Here is a 16,628-nt window from a genome sequence, read left to right as displayed (position 1 = left end):
GCCCGGACGCAGGCGCTCGTAGGCTACAGAACGTGACTGCAATGACCCCTACCACCAGACACGCCCGCATCCGGAACGCGTTTGCCGCACTGGCGGCCGCAGCTCTTGTCATGGGCGTCACCGCCTGCGGCGGGCAGACGGTTCCGGTCAACGGCGCCACCGCCGCGTCCGGCTCGACCGCCCCCGTGCCGCAGGGCCTGGAGTCCTTCTACTCCCAGGAGCTCGACTGGTACCCCTGCGGTGAGGGCCCCACGATCGCCGAGCACAGCAAGGGCGTGTTCTTGTGCACCACCGCCGAGGTTCCGCTCGACTATGAGGACCCGGACGGTCAGAGGATCACCATCGCGCTCAAGAAGCGTGAGGCCGACGGCGACGCCCAGGGCACGCTCTTCATCAACCCGGGCGGTCCCGGCGGCTCCGGTGTTGAGCTCGTGGACTCCGCCGCGGACCTCTTCGGTAAGGGCGTCCTCAAGGCCTACGACGTCATCGGCTTCGACCCTCGCGGTGTCGGCTCCTCCACGGCCGTGGACTGTATGACCGACGCCGAGCTTGACGAGGAGCGCTCCGGCCAGGTTTACACCGCCGAGGAGCTCGCCGCCGAGAAGCAGGAGAGCGAGGAGGAGATCCAGGCCTCCGTCCTGGACACCGCGAAGGAGGACGCTGCCGCCTGCGAGGCCAACACTGAGGTCAAGGGCCTGCTCGACCATATCGACACCGTCTCCGCCGCACGCGACCTCGACGTCCTGCGTGCCCTGGCGGGAGACTCGACGCTCACCTACCTGGGCTACTCCTACGGCACCTACCTGGGCGCCACCTACGCGGACCTCTTCCCCGCCAACGTCGGCCGCCTCGTGCTCGACGGCGCCGTTGACCCGACGCTGAGCGCCGGCGAGCTGAGCCTTGGCCAGGCCGAGGGCTTCGAGAACGCCCTGCGGGCCTTCGTTGCGGACTGCCAGGCCGGCAGAGCCTGCCCGCTGACCGGCGACGTCGACGCCGGTGTGCGCCAGATCCAGGACTTCCTCGACGTGGTGGCCACCAGCCCCATCGAGACCCACGACCCCAACCGTCCGCTCACGCGCTCCCTCGCCCTTGACGCCATCATCGGTGTCCTCTACGCCGATGAGGCCTGGTCCGTGCTCTCCGAGGGCCTGAGCCAGGCGATGCTCCAGAACGACGGGTCCACCATGCTCTACATCTCGGACCTGCTCTCCTCGCGCAACGAGGACGGCTCGTACTCCGGCAACGGCAACGAGGTCATCTCCGCGATCAACTGCCTCGACTACCCGGTCGAGGGAGACTCGGCCTCCTGGGCGGCTGAGGCGGACAAGACCGAGGAGCTGTCCCCGACCTTCGGTGACGCGCTGGGCTACTCGGACCTGTACTGCCAGGGCTGGGGGCACACCTCCCACCGTGAGCGCACGGCGATCCATGCCACGGGTGCTGCCCCGATCCTCGTCGTCGGCACGACCGGTGACCCCGCCACGCCCTACCAGTGGTCGGTCTCCCTGGCCGAGCAGCTCGACTCCGCGACGCTGCTGACCTGGGAGGGCAACGGGCACACCGCCTACGGGCGCGCCGGAGACTGCGTGAACGACGCCGTCGACACCTACCTGCTCACAGGGGAGATGCCCGAACAGGGGCTGACCTGCGTGGGCCAGGAGTGACGAGACGCTGAAGCACCAGCACCCGAACTGAGGGGTTGAGGGGGCGGTGTCCTCAGCCCCTCAGTCTCGAGTTCCTCAGCCTCGAGTGAGCTCCCCGGCGAGCGGGCGCCCCACCCAGGCGGCCAGCTCGGCGCCGCGCAGCCCCTGGCTCAGGAGGAACTGCACCTTGGCGTAGACGGCCTCCAGGGTCATGTCCCCGCTGCCGACCGCCCCCGCCCGGGCCATCGCGTCACCCGTCTCGTAGAGGCCGAGGGACACCCGGGCCTCGAGGCACTGGGAGGCGACGACGACGGCCGTGCCCGCCGCGGTGACCGAGGCGATGAGCTCGGGGAGCCCGGGCTCGGAGCTGGGCACGTTGCCGACGCCGAAGGCCCGCAGGATGACGGCCTCGGGCAGAGGCGTGAGCATGGCCTCCAGGCGGGCGGTCGTGAGGCCGGGTGCGACGTCGATGACGGCGACGTCGTGGCGGCGGTAGGGCAGTGGCTGCTGCCAGCCCTCGCCCGTTCTGGGGGTCGCGGACCACTGCCACGGGGCGCCTGCGCGCGCCAGCGGCGGGTGGGCGGGCGAGCTGAAGGCCTCGAAGGACCACGCGCTCGTCTTGGTGACACGGCTGCCGACGAGCAGGTGGTGGCCGAAGAAGAGGCTTACGCCTGCGGCGCGCGGGTCGCCGGCGGCCTGCAGGGCGCCGATGGCGTTGGCGGCGGCGTCGGAGCCGGGGCTAAGTGCGGGCAGTTGCGAGCCGGTGATGACGACGGGACGTCCCAGGTCGGTCAGGGCGTAGGACAGGGCTGCGCTGGTGTAGGCCATCGTGTCCGTGCCGTGCAGGATGACGAGGCCAGCGGCGGCGTGCGGCCCGTGGGTGTGTGCGCGCACGTCGTCCACGACCTGCTGCCAGGACTCCGGTGTGGCGTTGGAGGAATCGATGAGCGGGTCGAGCGAGGAAAAGGTGAGGCCGTCGGCGAGGTCCGTGCCCTCGAGCAGGCGGGTGAGCCAGCCCTCGAGGTCCGCGCCGGGGACGAGTCCCCGAGGGGAGTCGACCATGCCGATGGTGCCGCCGGTGTAGGTCACGTGCAGAGGCATGAGAACAGGGTAGAAGACCGACCCGGGCGGTGCCTGTGTCCAGAACCACGCGTCGGTGGGTACGGCGGCGTTTGCGCCTCGCGCGGCGCTGCCGGTAGCCTGTGCTGCGCTGCTCAGCGCGCCACCTTAGCTCAGTCGGCAGAGCGATTCACTCGTAATGAATAGGTCGTGGGTTCGATTCCCACAGGTGGCTCCAGTAAGGCCCCGGACCGGACGGTCCGGGGCCTTCGTCATCCCCGGTGCCGGGCCTGTCGGTGCACCGTGGTTTTCTCCGTCAGCAGCGAAACGGAGAATGAAAGTGAGATTTCCACCCAGTGGCCTTGCGTAGAATGCGGATCGCGTTTATTGTTTATTCGACATCGGTTCCCGTTCATTCTCCCGAGGAGATCGGGAGTGCTATCAAGGAGAGTACCTATGGCTCAGAAGACCCAGATTATTCTTGTCGACGACGTCGATGGATCCGAGGCCACCCAGACCATCACCTTCGCGCTCGATGGCGTCAGCTACGAGATCGACCTCAACGACGAGCACGCCGCCGCCCTGCGTGAGTCCATTGAGGAGTGGTCCTCCAAGGCACGCCGCATCGCCGGGCGCCGCACCCCCGGCACCCGCCGCCGCCGCTCCTCCTCCGCCGGTGAGACCCAGCGCATCCGCGAGTGGGCGCGCGAGCGGGGCATGGAGGTCTCCGACCGCGGTCGCATCTCCGCCGAGATCCGTGCCGCCTACGAGAAGGCCCACGCCTGAGCACTGCCCGCTCGCGCTGGTAGCACTGGTGGTGCTGTGAGCGCTGGCGGCGCCGTCGGCACAGTGGTGTTATGAGCGCTGGCAGCACTGCGAGCGCCGACGGCCTATTGACATCCGCGTCGCGGCCGCCCTCTGACGGGGGCGGCCGCGGCTGTGTCTTGGTGCCCGTGCCACCCCGCCCGTGACGGGCCCTCTGGCCTGGTCCTAGCCCCTGCCGACCTGGCAAGATGGTCCCATGGCTTACACCCTTGTACTGCTCCGCCACGGCGAGAGCGAATGGAACGCTAAGAACCTCTTCACCGGCTGGGTTGACGTCCCGCTGTCGGAGAAGGGTCGCGCCGAGGCCGCCCGCGGTGGTGAGTTTCTCAAGGAGGCGAACATCCTCCCCGACATCCTGTTCACCTCGATGCTGCGCCGCGCCATCATGACGGCCAATCTCGCCCTTGACTCGGCGGACCGCCACTGGATTCCCGTCGAGCGCCACTGGCGTCTCAACGAGCGCCACTACGGCGCCCTCCAGGGCAAGAACAAGAAGGAGATTCGCGACGAGTACGGCGAGGACCAGTTCATGCTCTGGCGCCGCTCCTTCGACGTCGCCCCGCCGGCCATCGAGGCGGGCTCCGAGTTCTCCCAGGACCAGGACCCCCGCTACGCCGGTGAGCCGGTCCCGGCCTCCGAGTGCCTCAAGGACGTCATCGCCCGCCTCCTGCCCTACTGGGAGGAGCGCATTGTTCCGACGCTGCGCACCGGCAAGACCGTCATGATCGCCGCCCACGGCAACTCGCTGCGCGCCATCGTCAAGCACCTCGACGGCATCTCCGACGAGGACATCGCCGGGGTCAACATCCCCACCGGCATCCCGCTCGTCTACGAGCTCGACGAGGAGACCCTGCAGCCCCTGAAGAAGGGCGGCACCTACCTCGACCCCGAGGCCGAGGCCAAGATCGCGGCCGTCGCCAACCAGGGCAAGTGAGCCCTCGGGCCGCTGTCGGTCTGTACAACCGTACGACCCATGCCGGCGTGTGCCGACCTCGGCGGGGCGGGGGTTACCGCTGGGCGTCCTCTTCCTCGGGTGCGCGGTCGTGCGAGCCCAGGTGGTGGCCCGAGACGAGGTAGGTGACGCGGCGGGCCACCGACGTCGAGTGGTCCCCGAAGCGCTCCAGGAACCGCCCCATGAGGACGGCGTCGACCACCTGCTGGCGGCTGAGCTCGTTCGCCGGGTCCAGGATCATCTGGAAGGACTCGCGGTGTAGGCGGTCCATCTCGGCGTCGGCGGTCTGGATGCGCCGGGCCAGCTCAAGGTCCTGGGTGGCGATCAGGCGCGCCACGTCCTGCCCGGCGCGCACGGCGTGGTCCGCCATCGTCAGCAGGTGACTCATGACGGGCTCCGGCACCGGCGGCCCGGGGTAGCGGCCGCGGGCGATGGTGGCCACATGGCGGGCCAGGTCGCCCTGACGCTCAAGCGTCTGAGCCATGCGCAGCGCCGAGATGACGTGACGCAGGTCGGAGGCGACCGGCTGCTGGCGGACCAGCAGCATGATGCACAGGTCGTCGATGTCGCGTTGGAGGTCGTTGATGCGCTCGTCGGCATCGATCACCTGCTCCGCCACAATGAGGTCGCCGTCGCGCAGTGCCGCACTGGCCCGCTCCATGGCGGTGGCGACCTGCGCGGCCATGGACTCGAGGTCGTAGCCGAGCTGCTTGAGCTCCTGATGGAAGATGTCGCGCACGGTGACGTCTCCTGGTGTTGTGGGGCGCACGGGCACAGGCCCGCGGACGTCACCAGCATGGGTGCCCAAGGTGAACGGCCGGTGATGGGGCCGAACATAGTCGGTGAACTCCTCGCCCGCTGACCCCGACGGGCTCGCCCTCCGCCTACCCTGTGGGCGTGGACGTCCCCCAGCTCATCACCGCGGTTGTGGCCCTGGCCATCGGCGCCGCCGTGGGTTGGGCCGCCGCCCGCTCGCTGGGGCGCACCGGTGATCGTCCCGGCGCGATGGGCGGGCTGCTGAGCGACGACGCCGTCATCCCCGTCCTGGCGGCCCTGCGCTCGACCGTCGTCGTTCTCGATGACGACGACGAGGTCCTGCGGGCCTCGGCCTCCGCCTACACCTACAACCTTGTGCACGACGACGCCGTCTGCGTGCCCGAGGTCTCCGAGATGGTTGCGCTCGTGCGCCAAGACGGTGAGCCGCGCGAGCAGGAGATCACCGTCCCGCGGGGCCGGGTGTCCGGGTCGGGGCACTTCTTCCTGCACGTGCGCGTGGCCTCCATCGGTGAGGGGCGCCTGCTCATCCTCATCGAGGACCGCAGCGCCGCCAAGCGCCTGGAGGACATGCGTCGCGACCTCGTTGCCAACATCTCCCACGAGCTCAAGACCCCCGTCGGTGCCATCGCCCTGCTGGCTGAGACGATCGAGGACAGTGCCGACGACGCGGCTCTCGTTGCCGGCTTCGCCGCCCGCATGCGCGCGGAGGCCACCCGGCTGGGCGTGCTCGTGCAGGACGTCATTGAGCTCTCCCGCGTCCAGGACGGCGACGCTCTCGTCAGCCCCGAGGACGTCGACGTCGACGCCGTCGTCGCCGAGTCTGTGGACCGGGTCCGGGTCGAGGCGCAGGCCCGCTCGATCGTCGTCGTCTCAGGCGGCACTGCGGGCCTCATGGTCCGGGGCGACGCCTCTCTCATCGTCACCGCCGTGCGCAATCTCCTTGACAACGCCGTGCGTTACTCCGAGCCGCACACCCGCGTGAGTGTGGGGGTCTCGCTTGACCCGGCGGATCCTGGGCTCGTGCGCATCGCCGTTGTCGACCAGGGCATCGGGATCAAGCCCGAGGACCAGGGGCGCGTCTTCGAGCGCTTCTTCCGTGTGGACCGGGCCCGCTCGCGCGCCACCGGCGGCACCGGCCTGGGCCTGGCCATCGTCAAGCACGTCGCGGCCAACCACGGCGGCACCATCGAGTTGTGGTCGGCGCCCGGACGCGGCTCGACCTTCACCCTCGTCCTGCCGCGCCTGATCCCCGATGAGGGGGCAGGCCGGCTCATCCGCAATGAAGAAGAGGACCACAGATGACCCGGATCCTGCTCGTCGAGGACGAGGAGAGCTACCGCGAGCCCCTGGCCTTCAGCCTGCGCCGCGACGGCTACGAGGTGGTTGAGGCCGAGGACGGCCTGGCCGCCATCGAGGCCTTCGAGGCGGCGGGCCCTGCCCCGGCCACCGCGATTGACCTCGTACTGCTCGACCTCATGCTTCCGCGCCTGAGTGGCACGGAGGTCTGCCGCCGGATTCGACGTGTGTCCTCTGTGCCGGTCATCATGCTCACCGCCAAGGACTCTGAGGTGGACAAGGTTGTCGGCCTGGAGATCGGCGCGGACGACTACGTGACCAAGCCCTACTCCTACCGCGAGCTCATCGCCCGCGTCCACGCCGTCCTGCGCCGCAGCCGTGAGGAGGAGCCTGAGGACGTGGTGCTGGAGGCCGGGCGCGTGCGCATGGACGTCGAGCGCCATGAGGTGAGTGTCGCGGGTGAGCCGGTGGCGATGCCGCTGCGTGAGTTCGAGCTGCTGGAGCTGTTCCTGCGCAACCCGGACCGGGTGCTGACCCGTGGGCAGATCATCGACCGCGTGTGGGGTGCTGACTACGTGGGGGACACCAAGACCCTGGATGTCCACGTCAAGCGCATCCGGGCGAAGATCGAGCAGGAGCCAGGCAGCCCGCGCATGCTCACGACGGTACGGGGCCTGGGCTACAAGTTCGTCGCCCGTCCCGCTGAGCGCTGAGCCCTGAGCGGAAACCTCGGGGCTCAGCGTGAACACGCAGGGCTGTGAGTTACGTCGCCCGGGCTTTTCCGCGAGATCCTGCTAAAATGGGGCTCTCTCAACACTGACTGGAGTGACGTCACCTATGACTTTCGAAGTCGGCGAGACCGTCGTCTACCCCCACCACGGCGCAGCCAGGATCATCGACATCCGCCAGCGCAAGGTGCGCGGCGAGGAGAAGACCTACCTGCAGCTTGAGGTCGCCCAGGGCGACCTGACGATCCTCGTCCCCGCTGAGAGCGTCGAGCTCATCGGTGTGCGCGACGTCGTCGACCAGGCCGGTCTGGAGCGGGTTTTCGATGTGCTGCGCGCCCCCCTGACCGAGGAGCCCACCAACTGGTCGCGCCGCTTCAAGGCGAACCAGGAGAAGATCGCCTCCGGTGACGTCATCAAGGTGGCCGAGGTCGTGCGAGACCTCTCGCGCCGGGACACGGACCGCGGCCTGTCCGCCGGTGAGAAGCGCATGCTCTCCAAGGCCCGCCAGATCCTCGTCTCCGAGTTGGCCCTGGCGGAGAAGACGGAGGAGGATGCCGCCGAGACCAAGCTCGACGAGGTCCTGGCCTCCGGCACCGCCGCCTGAGCCCGGATACGCGCCGTCGGCACGGCGAGCCCACATGCATGGCCCGTGACACCCGTGAGGTGTGACGGGCCGCATTCGTGCACGACGTCGTCGTCACCCAGACCTTGCCTGCCGTAGGTCGCACCGGGTCGTAGGCTCACAACTATGACCCTCACTACCCCGCGCGGCGCCGAGCCCACCGGCGCCGTCGCCGATCCCCGTACCGTCCCCAGCAACCGCCTGCTCAGCTGGCCCGTCATCGCCTGGGGACTGTGGGACTGGGGCTCGGCGGCATTCAACGCGGTCATCACGACCTTCGTTTTCACCGTCTACCTCACCAGCTCCTCCTTCGGCGACCCGGCACACAACGAGGCCGCCCTGTCCGTCGGGCTGACCATCGCCGGCGCCTTCATCGCCCTGCTCGCACCCGTGACCGGGCAGCGTTCGGACCGTGCCGGCCGCACCGTCTTCTGGCTGGGCGCCTACACCGCCGTCGTCGTCGCCGTCAGCGCCGCCCTGTTCCTGGTCCTGCCGGAGCCCGGCTACCTGTGGTTCGGCATCACCCTGCTCGGGGTTGGCAACGTCTTCTTCGAGCTCGCGAGTGTCAACTACAACGGCATCCTGTCCCAGCTGGCCTCCAAGGACCGTGTGGGCGCCGTCTCCGGCCTGGGATGGGGCATGGGCTACATCGGTGGGATCGTCCTACTGCTCATCATCTACGTTGGCTTCATCAGCCCGGAGGTCGGCTGGTTCGGTGTCACCAGCGACAACGGCCTCAATGTCCGCGTCGGCATGCTGATCGCCGCCGCCTGGTTCGGCCTGAGCGCCATTCCTGTGCTCATCACCCAGTCCGGTGTGCGGGCGCGCCGACGCCGTATGGCCCTGGCGGATGCTGAGCGGCGCGGCACCGAGCGCGCCATCGCCGGGCTGGAGTCGGAGCCGACCGAGGCCACCGAGCCCGGACGTGTGCGCCGCGAGTCCCTGTGGGCGTCCTACAAACGCCTGTGGCGCACGCTCGTCGGCCTGTACCGCAGCCACCCTGAGGTGCTGTGGTTCCTGCTCGCCGCCGCTGTCTTCCGCGACGGCCTCGCCGGCGTCTTCACCTACGGCGGCATCATCGCCCAGAACACCTTCGGTTTCTCCAGCGGCGACGTCATCATCTTCGCCATTGTGGCCAACGTGGTCGCCGGCATCACCACGATCGTCAGCGGGCGCCTGGATGACCTCCTCGGCCCGCGCAAAGTCATTCTCGGCGCGCTCGGCCTGCTCGTCATCGCCGGTGTGGGGACCTTCCTCCTGCACGACGGCGGCCCCACCGTCTTCTGGATCCTGGGCCTCGTGCTGTCCGGCTGTGTGGGCCCGGCCCAGTCGGCGGCGCGCTCCTTCCTCGCCCGGCTCATCCCTGAGGGGCGCGAGGGTGAGATCTTCGGCCTCTACGCCACGACCGGCCGCGCCGTGTCCTTCCTGGCTCCGGCCATGTACGGCGCCTTCATCGCCCTCGGGCGCAGCGTCGTCGGCGACAACGCGCCGTACTGGGGCATTCTCGGTATCGTCGTCGTCCTCATCGTCGGGCTGCTGCTCATGCTGCGGGTCTCGGACCCGAAGGGGCACATCACGAGCCTGGGCGACGAGCAGCTCTGACCCGGTCCAGTGGGCGGCTTCAGTCATGGGCCTCGTGCTGGCTGGTCTAGCGCTGACCGGCGTCCCGTTGACGGGCCTCGCGCTCGCGGCGCATGCGCTCCATGTCCTCGGCCGTGAGCGGGCCCTGGGTGGTGCCGACGGTGCCGTCCTCACGAACCCAGGAGACTGCCAGGCCTTCGCGCTGGCCGAAGCGGGCCAGGTGGATGCCGGTGATCTGCTCGAGCCGCTCCAGGTGATCGCCCGTGGTGGACAGGCGCATCTCGAGCGTGCCCTCGTCACAGGACAGGGCGACAAGGCCGGTGCTCGGACCCTCGCGGGTGAAGGATAGCCATCCGGTGGAGGACGCCTCATCCCATGCCCCCTCGATCTTGCGGCTCATGTGACTTACGAGCTGGCAGCCGTAGCGGGCAGGTCTGTCCGTGGCGACGCGCGCGACGGACAGGCGGTCAAAGGCCTTGGAGCTGGGGGCGCTGGAGGTCATGGTCATAAGGTTATCCTTACCTCAGTCCTGGGGTCGACGTCAGCACCTGATCGCCGACGGCGGAGCCGCCCGTCCCAGTCGCCATCGGGGTGCTCGGCGTCGGCATCGAGCGGTACGAGGTCGGCGTGCCCGGTGACCTGGACCGGGTGGTCGGTGGGGCGGTGGGTAAGGATGGGGATTGCGAGGCATGTCTCCCAGGGACCCTCAAGGCTGCGGGCGCGGGCCATCGTCACTATGTGCCCCAGGCTCGTGCCGCCCTCGGCCAGCAGGAGGTATCACCAGCCCCGCCGCCGCAACAGGTGCGGTCCCTCGGCGTCGCGGCCGCCGGTGCCCTGCCACAGGACGACGGCGTCGCCCAGCCGCTGGCCGGTGTCTGGGTCGATGGGCGCAGTGATGAGTGTGGATACCGCCGTGCCGTCGGTGAAGGAAACCGCTCGCCAGGACAGGTGCCACACGCCGTCCTCGTCCCACACCAGGTCCGGGTCGATGCCCGGGGTGTCGGGCGCGAGCACCGGGTCCGACCAGTCGGCGGCGGGGCCGGTGGTGCGGGTGATCCGCTGTCCCAGGGGTCCTGGCCCATGTTCGTTACGACGGCGTAGAAGACGCCTGCGCGGTGGCGGATCGTCGGCGCGAAGGTGCCATGGAAGGTGTGTCGCCCAGCCGCAGGGGGAGGGCTGAAGGCCGCTCGTAGACGTGGCCGACCTGGTCCCAGTGGACGAGGTCAGTGGATCGGTGGACCGGCAGGGCGGGGGGACTCGAAGCTGGAGCTCACGAGCCAGAAGGCGTCCCCGACGCGGCAGACCGAGGGGGCGGGGTAGTAACCCGGCAGGATGGGCAGGGTGTTGCGCATGGGGTCGTTCTTGTCGTGGCAGGTGGGCAGTGGAAGGTGGCGCGTGCGGTGATGACTGCGGCTCCAGGCTGGCGGTGTTCTCGGCCACGACGCCACCGAGCCAGGCGAGGGGGCTTCGGGGTACGGGTGAAGGTCTCACGATCCACGGCGATCGCTACCCGCCGCCACCCCCTCTTCCGGGGCATCGGGCGCAGGTCCCTGCCCGTTCATCTCGTTCCTCGCCCGTCCATCTCGTTCCTCGCCCGTCCATCTCGTTCCTCGCCCGTCCATCTCGTTCCTCGCCCGTCCATCTCGTTCCTCGCCCGTCCATCTCGTTCCTCGCCCGTCCATCTCGTTCGCCAGCGCTCGACCTCGTTCGGTTAAGGAACGAGATCGACTTGTGGGGAACGAGATCAACGGCAGTAGTCGAGTCCTCTGTGGGCCACGACGGACGCCAGCCGCACTCACCAAGCCCGACCACACCAACCATGCCCGCCGCACTCACCAAGCCCGACCACACCAACCATGCCCGCCGCACTCACCAAGCCCGACCAGGGGCCTGTAGATGGGCGCGCGGCAGCGAGGTCGAAAACGACCGTTTCCGGGCCGTCGTGCCGTGAGCGCGGCGAGAGTGCGACACGCCGGACCTAAACCCATACGGCCCAAAACTAACTCTAGGCCGTTTTCGGGAAGTCAGCTAGAATGGATTTATCGCCGAGCGAGAGGAGGATCCGTGGACACCGGGACGTCAACTATCGCGACGACTGCGGCCGAGCGTGAGCTGCGCGTGGCCGAGGCGATCCACAGTGGCGAGATGGAGGGTCTGCCGGTAACGGCTGCTGGTCGTCAGGACGCCCAGGAGTACGTCGCTGGCCGCATCGACTCTGATGAGCTGGTGGCCCGCGCGCGCGCACGCTATGGCCTTGACTGAGTTCGTCGACCCGTATCTCGATCCTGAGACGGGTCTGCTGAGGAACAAGATCGGCGCGCAGACGAAGGTCGCTCTCGATGAGGCCGAGGGTGACCTTTCGTTTGCCCGTTTGGTGCAGCTTATGGATCGCCCGGTGGAGCCGACCGGCGACCTTGCCGAGTTGCGCGCAATTCACCGCCATCTGTTCCAGGACGTCTACGACTGGGCGGGGGAGCTGCGCACGGTCGATATTCGCAAGAATGTGGAGGGAGCCCAGTTCTTCCTTCCGGTGTCGATGATCGGTCGCGCCGCCGACTACGCCGTGGGAGAGCTGCGCGCTGACAACGAGCTGTGCGGCATGAGCCGCGAGCAGTTCATCGACCGCCTGGCGTACCACTACGACCAGTTCAACTACGTGCACCCGTTTCGCGAGGGCAACGGCCGGACACAACGGGTGTTTTGGAGCCGCGTTGCACGCGACGCCGGTTGGCAGCTCGATTGGCGCGAGGTGCACGGCGCGACCAATGACCAGGCGAGCCGGGCGGCGTCCGAGCAGCGGGACTTCGGGCCGCTGCGCGAGATGTTCGATCAGATCGTCAGCAAGGCAACCCCGCAGAGTGAACGAGACGCGGCCTGGCGCGTGGCAGAGCGCACCCGGCTGTCGTTCCCCACCGGTGCCACCGAGGGCTCGCGTCGGCCCCAGGACGGCTTGTCGAGCGCACCGCAGGCACTCACCACACCATGCGCATGCCAGGGCAGAGCCGCCGAGGGCCTGGCAGCGACGGACCAGGAGTGAGTCGATGACCTGTGTCGGCTACGCGCGGGTGAGTGCTCGTGAGCAGGATCCGGAGGCTCAGGAGGCCGAGTTGCGCGCTGCGGGAGCGGTGCGCGTGTTCGTTGATCGTGGGGAGTCGAGCAGGGTCAAGGACCGTCCGCAGTGGGTCGCCTGCCTGGACTACCTGCGCTCTGGTGACACGCTCGTGGTGCGACGGCTGGATCGCATTGCCGGCAGCGAGAAGATGGCCGTTGAGACCATCAACGACCTGGCTGAGCGCGGCGTGAATATTCGGAGTCTGACCGAACCGGATATCGACACCACGACGCCGATGGGGCGGGCTTTGTTCGGCATCGTTGCGGTGTTTGCTCAACTGCGTGTCGACGCGATCAGGCAGAACACGATGCGGGGTCTGGAGCGCGCTCGTGCCCAGGGGCGCGTCGGTGGCCGCCCCACGGTGATGACTCCGGAGCGTGTCGCCGCTGCTGCGCAGATGCGCGGCGAAGGCAAGAGCTTCGCGCACATCGCGGCAGTGCTCGGAGTCGGACGATCGACGGTGGCCCGCGCGCTGGCCAAGCGTGATGAGGAACCCGTAGAGCGGACTCACTCCATGTGAGCTAGGCGCCTGCCCGTCGGCGCGCTCTGTGGTGGGGATGTGGTCTCGACGAGCGGGCGGGCCTGCTCAAGTGTGACCGGCGCGCCCTGTGATGGGTCTAGGTGTCCTGGCTGGGGAGGTTGGGCAAGCGGGTGATGGGTGGTGTGGTGTTGCAGGCTGAGTGGGGCCTGTAGTGAGTGTGGACGTGGATCCAATCAGCCGGAGCGTCGCGTCGTTCCCGCTCGCGTAGTCGGCGAAGAGGGCCAGCGGCCACGGGCGCTCCACGCCTGTATAACGCGGTGAATGACGCTGAGAGCCAGAGGGCCAGCGGCCACGGGGGCTCCACTGCGTCGCCAGCGTGCCCGGCTCAGTGCTCCGTATCCGCGGCGAGCATGGCGAGCTCGAGGGCGTAGACCTCCCGGTCCACCCAGCCCCCACGGTCCTCGGCCGGCCCGTACACGCGGCCCACGCCGTCGGCTGCCCAGGGCTGCCAGCCGGGGTCGCCGTCGCGGATGAAGGCCACCCAGTCGGCGTGCACCCGGTCCGCCAGCGACTGCGGGCGCCCCGGCCCCTGGACGCCGTCGGCATGCGGGTGGGCCAGGCAGTCGAAGACGAAGGGCACCTCCATGCAGTGGCCCGCCAGGCCCCCGGCCGGCGCAGGCAGGGTCGAGGGCCAGGAGAAGTCGTAGAGCCACGTGCGCCCGGCCGCCAGCGGGTCCTCGCCGCGCAGGCGCGTCCACTGGAGCATCGGCAGGTGGAACAGGCCGTTGGAGATGACCTGGCCGACCAGGAGCGGCTCGCTGTGCGCCAGCTCGGGGTACTCGGCGTAGAAGCAGTCGATGAGCTCCGGCGCCAGGCCCGCCTCGGTGAGCAGGTCGCGGGCGCTGTGCCCACCGATCTCGTCAGCCAGAACGGGGCCGAGCCCCGTCATCTCGTGGCGCACCCCGCCGGTCAGCAGCGGCAGGTCCGCGCTGTGCCCGTGGCGCACGGCCTCGAAGGTCGAGGTGGTGATGACCTCGCCGTCGACCACCGGCATGAAGGTCCGCGACATCTTGTCTGGCAGGTGAGTGAAGCGGGACAGGTCGAGCGAGATGTCGAAGAGCGGGAACTCCCGGCCGAGGGCCGCGGCGGTGTCGAGCACCTGCTCCTCGGTCAGCGAGCGCCAGCCCGCCAGTGTCGGGGCGATGCCTGCGATCTGGGCACCGCGCTCGGCGACGGTGCGGGCGTCGGCAACCGTGGCCGCCGTCGTTCCGCCCGACTCGCAGATGAGACCGTGGACGAGTCCGCGGGCCCGGGGCACCGAGAGCAGCGACATCGCACTGGCCCCTCCGGCGCTCTGGCCCGCCACCGTCACCCGGCCCGGGTCCCCACCGAAGGCGGCGATGTTCTCACGCACCCACTCCAGGGCCGTCACCTGGTCACGGGTGCCGCGGTTGACGGGGGCGTCGGAGTCCGGCACCCAACCGAAGCCGTCGAAGCCGAGGCGGTAGGAGACGCTGACGGTGACGACGCCGTCGCGGTTGAAGGCGGCGCCGTCGTAATACGGGCTGGACGGGCTGCCCGCGTAGAAGCCGCCGCCGTGGATCCACACGAGGACCGGCAGGGGAGCCTCAGGCCCCTCGGGGGTGCCGGGCGCTCCGGGCGCGGGGGTGAAGACGTTGAGGTTGAGGACCCCCCGGCCGGGCACGCTCGGCTCGGGGATCGCCGTCGTCTCCCCGAAGGGGCGCCGTTGTGGGGTGGGGCCGGGGACGACGGCGTCGCGCACCCCCGTCCACACGGCCCGGCGCACGGGGGCGAGCAGGCGCAGGTCCCCGACCGGGTCCTCGGCGTAGGGGATGGCGTAGAAGGCAGCTGAGCGGGGGTGGGCACCCGCCCTGCCGGTGGCTGAGGGGACGGTGCGCCACACCCCGCGCACGGCCCCGGCGGGGGCGACGACGACGGGGCCCGCCTGCCCGGTGGGGACGGCGATGGGGGTGGAGGCGACGTGCCCGGTGGGGCCGACGGCGCTGGTGGGGCGTGCGGAGGACGTCATCTGACCTTCCTCACCGGGACGATGGCCAGGGCTGCGATGAGCATGCAGATGAAGGCGGCGATGTAGACCGCGCGGTAGCCGGCGGGGCCGACGATCTGGGCGACGATGACGCCGGCGAGCACCGGGGCGAGGGTCTGGCCGATGTTTGTGGCGACGTTGGCGACGCCGAGGTCACGGCCGGCGGCGTCCTTGTCCGGCAGGACGTCGATGAACAGGGCCTGGTCAACCGTCATGAAGGCGCCGAGGGCGAAGCCGTTGAGGGTGGTCTGGATGAACAGCGAGGGCAGCGTGGGCCAGAAGATCGGCAGGAGCAGGAGGCCCATCGCGGCGACGGTGGAGCCGATGACGAAGATCTTGCGCTTGCCGATGCGGTCCGAGAGCTTGCCGGAGACGATCATCGAGATGAGCATGCCGGGCAGGGTGCACAGGCTGAGCAAGGGGGCGTAGGTGTTGGCCTCGGCCTGCGTGAGCGCGGGCTGGATGTAGGACTGCAGGACGAAGAGCGAGAAGGTGGTCGTCAGTGTCGCGCCGAGGAAGAAGATGAAGCGGGCGAGCCACACCCAGCGGTAGTCGGCGTCGCGCAGTGCGACGGTGAAGCCGATGAGGAAGTCCTTCCAGCTGAATGGCGGCAGCGCGAGGTCGAGGGAGGAGCGATCCTTGGCCATGAGGACGAAGACGGCCGCGCCGAAGACTGTCAGGACGACGAAGATGTAGTAGGCGTCCAACCCGATGGCGTTGAAGGCGTTGCCGGCGATGATCGAGCCGAGCATCGCGCCGCCCATCGTGCCCATGCCGGCGATGGCGGAGACGGTGGCGAGCTTGTCCTCCTTGATGCGGTCCGCGACGGTGGTGGTCAGGGGAGCCTGCATGACGTTGAGAAGGATCTGCGCGATGACCCAGGTGACGGCGATCATGCCGACGGTCGTCGAGAAGCGCATCGCGATCATCATGATGGCTCCGGCGAAGCCGCCGAAGGCGATCCAGAAGGAGCGACGGCCCCAGCGCGAGCGCCAGCGGTCGGAGACGACGCCGACGATCGGCTGGGCGAACATCGTGAAGAAGGTGCCGATGGAGGCCACAAGGGACATCGAGGCGGCGCGGGCGGCGTTGTACTGGTGGTAGACCTCGGTGAGCTCGGCGGCGTCGGCGCCCGTGTAGGTGCCGCCGGACAACTGCTGAAGCACCTCGGCCGTCACCTGCGGGTAGGCGGAGAAGAAGTGTTGGAACTCGATCGTCTGGATCTGGTTGGGCAGGAGGATCGAGGGCAGCGCCGAGTAGTTCATGAAGAGGAAGGCGCCGGCGATGATGTAGGCGATGAGGTACTGGCGGTAGGGGCGGCCGCCGAGGTACTTCATCGAGGTGCCGGGGCGTGAGGGCTCCTCGATGTCCGGGCTGCCACCGGTGGGGGGTGTGACGGGTGCTGACATGCTGAACTCCTTTGCCCAGTGGCGCCGTGGGGGAGGGGGCGTGTGGTCTGCCCGGGCGGGCGCGCGTCCTCGTTG

The 16,628-nt window shown here is 69.2% G+C and carries 16 protein-coding genes, 1 tRNA gene and 1 pseudogene; 11 read left to right on the top strand and 7 right to left on the bottom strand.

Annotation, left to right across the window (positions count from 1 at the left end):
- Positions 1-41: 41 nt before the first annotated feature.
- Positions 42-1,664: an alpha/beta hydrolase gene (locus ID810_RS11340; protein ID WP_243856712.1), complete on the top strand. Its 1,623-nt coding sequence runs from the start codon at positions 42-44 to the stop codon at positions 1,662-1,664.
- Between the two features lie 75 nt (positions 1,665-1,739).
- Here ID810_RS11340 and ID810_RS11335 read toward each other — a convergent pair whose 3' ends face one another.
- Positions 1,740-2,744 carry an asparaginase gene (locus tag ID810_RS11335; protein WP_166858346.1) on the bottom strand — a complete coding sequence of 335 codons (1,005 nt, stop codon included), beginning with the start codon at positions 2,742-2,744 and terminating at the stop codon, positions 1,740-1,742.
- A gap of 120 nt (positions 2,745-2,864) precedes the next feature.
- Here ID810_RS11335 and ID810_RS11330 point away from each other — a divergent pair.
- The 3 genes from ID810_RS11330 (at position 2,865) to ID810_RS11320 (ending at position 4,461) form a co-directional block, all read left to right on the top strand.
- A tRNA-Thr gene (locus ID810_RS11330) sits at positions 2,865-2,940 on the top strand.
- 218 nt (positions 2,941-3,158) lie between these two features.
- Complete coding sequence (locus ID810_RS11325; RefSeq protein WP_166858349.1) at positions 3,159-3,488, top strand: histone-like nucleoid-structuring protein Lsr2; 330 nt, start codon at positions 3,159-3,161, stop codon at positions 3,486-3,488.
- A 235-nt stretch (positions 3,489-3,723) separates the two neighbouring features.
- Entirely contained in the window at positions 3,724-4,461 is a 738-nt protein-coding gene (locus ID810_RS11320; RefSeq protein WP_166858351.1) for a phosphoglyceromutase, read from the top strand.
- Between the two features lie 73 nt (positions 4,462-4,534).
- On the opposite strand, the gene phoU is transcribed toward ID810_RS11320, so the two are convergent.
- Positions 4,535-5,218, bottom strand: coding sequence for a phosphate signaling complex protein PhoU (gene phoU / locus ID810_RS11315; RefSeq protein ID WP_166858352.1), 684 nt, complete (start codon positions 5,216-5,218; stop codon positions 4,535-4,537).
- A gap of 152 nt (positions 5,219-5,370) precedes the next feature.
- On the opposite strand from phoU, the gene ID810_RS11310 reads away from it, so the two are divergent.
- From ID810_RS11310 to ID810_RS11295, 4 genes are all read left to right on the top strand, one after another.
- Entirely contained in the window at positions 5,371-6,558 is a 1,188-nt protein-coding gene (locus ID810_RS11310) for a sensor histidine kinase (protein ID WP_413227903.1), read from the top strand.
- Positions 6,555-7,265 carry a response regulator transcription factor gene (locus tag ID810_RS11305; RefSeq protein ID WP_166858356.1) on the top strand — a complete coding sequence of 237 codons (711 nt, stop codon included), beginning with the start codon at positions 6,555-6,557 and terminating at the stop codon, positions 7,263-7,265. The genes ID810_RS11310 and ID810_RS11305 overlap by 4 nt, the downstream gene beginning before the upstream one ends.
- 124 nt (positions 7,266-7,389) lie before the next feature.
- Positions 7,390-7,884 carry a CarD family transcriptional regulator gene (locus ID810_RS11300; RefSeq protein WP_166858358.1) on the top strand — a complete coding sequence of 165 codons (495 nt, stop codon included), beginning with the start codon at positions 7,390-7,392 and terminating at the stop codon, positions 7,882-7,884.
- Between the two features lie 144 nt (positions 7,885-8,028).
- Complete coding sequence (locus ID810_RS11295) at positions 8,029-9,504, top strand: MFS transporter (protein WP_166858360.1); 1,476 nt, start codon at positions 8,029-8,031, stop codon at positions 9,502-9,504.
- Between the two features lie 46 nt (positions 9,505-9,550).
- On the opposite strand, the gene ID810_RS11290 is transcribed toward ID810_RS11295, so the two are convergent.
- The 3 genes and pseudogenes from ID810_RS11290 to ID810_RS12695 all read right to left on the bottom strand — a co-directional run bounded on the left by ID810_RS11290 (position 9,551) and on the right by ID810_RS12695 (position 10,835).
- Positions 9,551-9,985 (bottom strand): DUF2218 domain-containing protein, encoded by a 435-nt coding sequence (locus ID810_RS11290; protein ID WP_166858427.1) that lies wholly within the window; start codon positions 9,983-9,985, stop codon positions 9,551-9,553.
- 2 nt (positions 9,986-9,987) lie between these two features.
- Positions 9,988-10,539 (bottom strand): annotated as a pseudogene (locus ID810_RS12575) (family 43 glycosylhydrolase).
- A 167-nt stretch (positions 10,540-10,706) separates the two neighbouring features.
- A complete protein-coding gene (locus tag ID810_RS12695; protein ID WP_166858365.1) occupies positions 10,707-10,835 on the bottom strand; it encodes a glycoside hydrolase family 43 protein in 129 nt (42 codons plus the stop codon).
- Positions 10,836-11,547: 712 nt separating this feature from the next.
- On the opposite strand from ID810_RS12695, the gene ID810_RS11275 reads away from it, so the two are divergent.
- The 3 genes from ID810_RS11275 to ID810_RS11265 are packed head-to-tail and all read left to right on the top strand — an operon-like array spanning position 11,548 to position 13,115.
- Positions 11,548-11,745 (top strand): antitoxin VbhA family protein, encoded by a 198-nt coding sequence (locus ID810_RS11275; RefSeq protein ID WP_166858367.1) that lies wholly within the window; start codon positions 11,548-11,550, stop codon positions 11,743-11,745.
- Positions 11,738-12,520 carry a Fic/DOC family protein gene (locus ID810_RS11270; protein ID WP_196781504.1) on the top strand — a complete coding sequence of 261 codons (783 nt, stop codon included), beginning with the start codon at positions 11,738-11,740 and terminating at the stop codon, positions 12,518-12,520. Before ID810_RS11275 ends, ID810_RS11270 begins: the two co-directional genes overlap by 8 nt.
- Before the next feature lie 4 nt (positions 12,521-12,524).
- Complete coding sequence (locus tag ID810_RS11265) at positions 12,525-13,115, top strand: recombinase family protein (protein WP_166858369.1); 591 nt, start codon at positions 12,525-12,527, stop codon at positions 13,113-13,115.
- Between the two features lie 346 nt (positions 13,116-13,461).
- On the opposite strand, the gene ID810_RS11260 is transcribed toward ID810_RS11265, so the two are convergent.
- Positions 13,462-15,126 carry a carboxylesterase/lipase family protein gene (locus ID810_RS11260; protein WP_166858371.1) on the bottom strand — a complete coding sequence of 555 codons (1,665 nt, stop codon included), beginning with the start codon at positions 15,124-15,126 and terminating at the stop codon, positions 13,462-13,464.
- Entirely contained in the window at positions 15,123-16,553 is a 1,431-nt protein-coding gene (locus tag ID810_RS11255) for an MFS transporter (RefSeq protein ID WP_166858373.1), read from the bottom strand. The genes ID810_RS11260 and ID810_RS11255 overlap by 4 nt, the downstream gene beginning before the upstream one ends.
- Positions 16,554-16,628: the final 75 nt, after the last annotated feature.

Source organism: Actinomyces respiraculi (assembly GCF_014595995.2).
Taxonomy (GTDB): Bacteria; Actinomycetota; Actinomycetes; order Actinomycetales; family Actinomycetaceae; genus Actinomyces; species Actinomyces respiraculi.
Note: the sequence above shows the minus strand (reverse complement) of the source record. Positions and strands in the feature narration are given on the sequence as shown.